The following is a 4,508-nucleotide window of genomic DNA, read 5'->3' on the forward strand; positions in this document are numbered from 1 at the left end:
CACAATCAAAGACAACTCATTAAAGGTATATTTTCAATGATAAAAAGTTCATCCTCATTTCCATAACTTCGAGAAATATAGCGAATTTTAGATTTGTCTGAAGCACAAAAAACACATTTCATAAAATGACTATTTTTCATACAAAATGTTTAAATCTCCATCCTAGTCAATAAATTAGACATTACCGGCGAATACTTCTTTATCTATTTCCTCCATTAAGTAAATTGTTTTTAAGTTATTCTCAGCTATTAAATAGCCTTGTTTTGCTGATTTTTTATACCATTTAATTGCTTCTTGAATATTATGATTTACCCCTAAACCTAAATGATAAATATTTCCTAAAATACATTGTGCTTCTGGATTTCCTTCTTCTGCCAATGGTTTTAATAAGGTAAGAGTTTCTTGATATTTTTTCTCTTCAAAAGCCAGTAAGCCTTTTTCTAAATTTGACATGACATTTTTTATTACATAAACTCATCAGCTAGAATTTTACCATCTACTTTTTCATATTCATCCTCTAATAACCACGAATTAACATCATCATAATTATTACTAGAAAATATTGATTTATACTGTTGTGCAGGATCATAAACTTGATACTTTCCGTCATTATCTCCTATTAACATTAAAATTCGAGGTGGGAAAATAATTGTATCAATCCACAACTCGACAAATTGCCAATTATTATTTAATATTACGGGGTTTTGTTCTTGGGATAACATGATAAATATTTGTTCCTTTAATAATTTTTATTTCAGCATAATAAAGAGGAATTTTTGTGCCATCATTTCTAATTTGATAGCCTATGGGTTGAGAAAAATAAAGTCCATATCTTTCATAATAATCATTATGATCTTCAATGCTTGTTTGTTCACCTTTTTCTATGATAGCTTTTATCACTCTTTCCATTGTTTCTAAATCATTAAAAACATGGGCTTTACCTTCTTTTTTGAGTAATCTTTTTACTTGTGGAGTGCCATCAATATGTTTTGCAAATAGACTTTCACGAGAATCTTTTAGTATTTTTTTCTGAATACCAGTCATATTAAATTTTTGTTTAAAAGGGTGAGAGATTCCCACCCCATTTGTTTAGAAATTACCTGTTAAGGCTTCCTTGCACCTGTCGCAAATTAAAGGTTCATCGCTAAAAGTACCCACTGTGGTAGAATAATTCCAGCATCGATCGCACTTATGACCATCAGCATTAACAACGGCAACCTTTAAAGTAGTCTCCTCAAGCTGAATATCACCTAGATATTGACTGACATTTAAAGCCGATTCATCGGTACCAAGCTCCACTTGTGACACAAGGAGAAGATAACGCAACTCATCAACCCTGTTACCATCATTCACACCCCCCCTAGGGTTGAGGCTGGTTAAGGTTTCCATCAACTTGCCAGTGGTGTCATACATCAAAACTTTTGCCTCTAAGGATGCACCGATCGCCTTTTGATTACGAGCATCATCTAAAACCTTATTCACCCCCGTGCGAATCTTGCGTAATTCCGCCCATTTGTGAGCAAATTCAGGGCTTTTCACCCAATCCGCCTCTAATTTTACCCAACCACTCTCGAAAACTGAATTATAGGGCTTATTATAGGGGAGATTTTGCCAAATATCTTCCGCCATGTGACATAAAACAGGTGCGATCGCTCTTGCTAGATTTTCGAGAATGATTGCCATAACAGTTTGACAACTACGACGACGGGGAGAATTAAGATCAGAAATATAGAGTCTATCTTTAGCAATATCGAGGTAAAAATTAGAGAGATCAACTACACAGAAATTTTGTACTTTTTGGAAGAATTTAAAGAATTGATAACTTTCAAATGCTTCTGTAATTTCACTAAAAACTAAATGAGTTTCGTGGAGAATATATTTATCTAATTCGGGTAAATTTTCATAACTAACTGCGTCTTTTTTAGGATCAAAATCGTGCAAATTACCAATTAAAAAACGGGCGGTATTACGAATTTTACGATAAACGTCTGCAAGTTGTTTGATGATATTATCCCCGATGCGCACATCCCCAGAATAGTCCGTAGAAGACACCCATAAACGCAGTACATCTGCACCATAGGGCGGTTGTTGTTTCTGATTTTTGCCACCATTGATGATAAGATTCGGATCGACAACGTTACCCAGTGATTTACTCATCTTCATCCCCTTTTCATCCAACACGAAACCATGAGTTAACACAGTTTTGTAAGGAGCGATGCCGTTAACTGCTACACTGGTTAATAAGCTCGACTGAAACCAGCCCCGATGTTGATCCGATCCTTCCAAATACAAGTCCACAGGGTATTTCAACTCCTCCCGTTGATTGGCAACCGCCGCCCAAGATGAACCAGAATCGAACCATACATCCATCGTATCCATACCCTTACGGTAGGTTTTGCCGTTGTTGCGATAACTTTCGGGTAACAATTCCTCTCCCGACAACTCCCACCAAGCATCAGAGCCTTTTTCCCTGATAATATCTCTAACGTGGTTAATCGTCTCCTCGTTCAATAATGGTTCATTTGTTTCCTCATCGTAAAACACGGGAATCGGTAAACCCCAACTGCGTTGACGAGAAATACACCAGTCACTGCGATCGCCAACCATTGGAGTAATACGATTTTCACCCTGAGAAGGAATCCACTTAACCTCTTTAATTGCCTTCAATGCCAAATCACGGAAACCATCAACGGAGGCGAACCATTGTTCTGTAGCACGGAAAATTGTCGGTTTTTTAGTACGCCAATCGTAGGGATATTTATGGGCGTAGGCTTCCTCTTTGAGTAAGCTACCTTTTGCAGTTAAAGCGTCAATAATCCCTTGATTTGCCTCTTTTAACACATTTAACCCTTGAAATTCTCCTGCTTCTTCTGTAAAGTTCCCTTTATCATCTATTGGAGAGAGAATTGGTAAGTTATATTTTTGTCCTGTTATATAGTCTTCTAAACCATGACCAGGGGCAGTATGTACTAATCCAGTACCTGATTCTGTAGTAATATAATCACCGCCGATAACTACTGGACTTTCTCGATCGAAAAGGGGATGCTTATAGGTGGATAATTCTAAGTCTGCACCTTTGATAACGGTTTTGATGTCTAATACTAAATCAAAAGTCTTCCTTAAACTTTCTACTAAATCTTTGGCAACAATAATAAATTGTGGTATCCACTCACTTTCTTCTTCTGAGTAAGGAAATTCAAACTCTCCGTCAAAAGATGCTGGAATAAGAGGTATAGTACCCCTTTGTGCAGGAACTTGAGGATACATGATTTCTACCACAGCATAATCTAAATTACTATTAACAGCAACGGCGAGATTACCGGGGATTGTCCAAGGAGTTGTAGTCCAAATAGCTACGGCTAAATTGGGCATAAATTCCGCTAAATGGGAGGCTTTTTCGCTTAATTTAGTGATGCTAAAAGCGGCGTAGATACTGCGAGAGGTATGCCCTTCTGGATATTCTAACTCAGCTTCAGCTAAGGCGGTTTGTGAACTAGGACTCCAATGAACGGGTTTTAAGCCACGATAGATATAACCGTTTAATGCCATTTTGCCAAATACTTCGATTTGGGCGGCTTCGTATTCTGGTAATAGGGTTAAATAAGGATTTTCCCAATCACCCCAGATGCCATATCGTTTAAACCCTTCTGCTTGTTCTTGTTGGGCTTTAAGGGCAAAATCACGGGCTTTATGACGGAGAGTAATGGGGGTTAAGGCTTCTCTTTCTTTACTGGATAAACTTTGTAATACTTTAAGCTCGATCGGCAATCCGTGACAATCCCAACCTGGTACATAACGAACTTTATAACCTTGTAATAATTTATATTTATTAATAATATCTTTAAGAACTTTGTTTAAGGCATGACCCATGTGTAAGCTACCATTAGCGTAGGGTGGACCATCGTGAAGGATAAAAAGGTCTTTAGGATTGTTTTGACCTAATTTCTCATAAACCTGCTCTTTTGCCCAAAACTCCTGTAATTCTGGCTCTTTTTTGACAGCATTGGCTCTCATGTCAAAGCCTGTTTTTGGTAAATTTACTGTATCTTTATAGTTTTTCGGTTCAGTCATAGGGAAGGAAATTAGTTAATATAATATTTTCACATTCTGCTATTGTATTGCGAACTAGGCTAATCTCTCAATCACCTAATCGTAAAACAGGCATCTTATCGATCAAAACCAAACCAATAGTAACAGTAACCGTGAAACAGGCATCTTGCCTGTATTAATTACAGCCTAGAAGGCTGTTTCACAGATTGTATATTATAAAATTAGAAAGTTAATTATTGTAATAATCTATGAATTTTAGTGATTCTCCTCTGAAAATTAAAAGAAGATTTTTGCCTCATTGGGAGTTAGATGGTTCAATTTATTTTATTACTTTTAATACTTATCAACATTTAGAATTAAATCTTTGTGCTAGGGAAATTGTTTTAAATTGTTGTTTATTTTTCGATAAAAGTCGCAATCAAAATGATAATAGGTATCATACTTTTGCTATAGTTATT

Annotated in this window: 4 protein-coding genes and 1 pseudogene; 1 reads left to right on the forward strand and 4 read right to left on the reverse strand. The window is 36.4% G+C overall.

Features of this window, described 5'->3' with window-relative positions:
* Nucleotides 1-174: 174 nt before the first annotated feature.
* Genes FWJ34_RS18405 through ileS form a run of 4 tightly spaced genes read right to left on the reverse strand, consistent with a single transcriptional unit; the run spans nt 175 to nt 4,071 of the window.
* Nucleotides 175-453 carry a tetratricopeptide repeat protein gene (locus FWJ34_RS18405; RefSeq protein WP_308256788.1) on the reverse strand — a complete coding sequence of 93 codons (279 nt, stop codon included), beginning with the start codon at nt 451-453 and terminating at the stop codon, nt 175-177.
* 11 nt (nt 454-464) lie between these two features.
* Nucleotides 465-722, reverse strand: a complete 258-nt coding sequence (locus FWJ34_RS18410) for a hypothetical protein (RefSeq protein ID WP_308256789.1) — start codon at nt 720-722, stop codon at nt 465-467.
* Nucleotides 685-1,044 (reverse strand): DUF6972 family protein, encoded by a 360-nt coding sequence (locus FWJ34_RS18415; protein ID WP_308256790.1) that lies wholly within the window; start codon nt 1,042-1,044, stop codon nt 685-687. The genes FWJ34_RS18410 and FWJ34_RS18415 overlap by 38 nt, the downstream gene beginning before the upstream one ends.
* A 45-nt stretch (nt 1,045-1,089) precedes the next feature.
* Nucleotides 1,090-4,071 (reverse strand): isoleucine--tRNA ligase, encoded by a 2,982-nt coding sequence (gene ileS / locus FWJ34_RS18420; protein WP_308256791.1) that lies wholly within the window; start codon nt 4,069-4,071, stop codon nt 1,090-1,092.
* A gap of 227 nt (nt 4,072-4,298) precedes the next feature.
* On the opposite strand from ileS, the pseudogene FWJ34_RS18425 reads away from it, so the two are divergent.
* Nucleotides 4,299-4,508 (forward strand): annotated as a pseudogene (locus FWJ34_RS18425) (transposase); the annotation flags it as partial.

The sequence above is a fragment of the Geminocystis sp. GBBB08 genome, assembly GCF_016743215.1.
Taxonomy (GTDB): domain Bacteria; phylum Cyanobacteriota; class Cyanobacteriia; order Cyanobacteriales; family Cyanobacteriaceae; genus Geminocystis.

Bases quoted from the DNA above. Each gene is read 5' to 3' on its own strand.
- FWJ34_RS18405 (WP_308256788.1), bottom strand. From the start codon at position 453: ATGTCAAATTTAGAAAAAGGCTTACTGGCTTTTGAAGAGAAAAAATAT.
- FWJ34_RS18410 (WP_308256789.1), bottom strand. From the start codon at position 722: ATGTTATCCCAAGAACAAAACCCCGTAATATTAAATAATAATTGGCAA.
- FWJ34_RS18415 (WP_308256790.1), bottom strand. From the start codon at position 1,044: ATGACTGGTATTCAGAAAAAAATACTAAAAGATTCTCGTGAAAGTCTA.
- ileS (WP_308256791.1), bottom strand. From the start codon at position 4,071: ATGACTGAACCGAAAAACTATAAAGATACAGTAAATTTACCAAAAACA.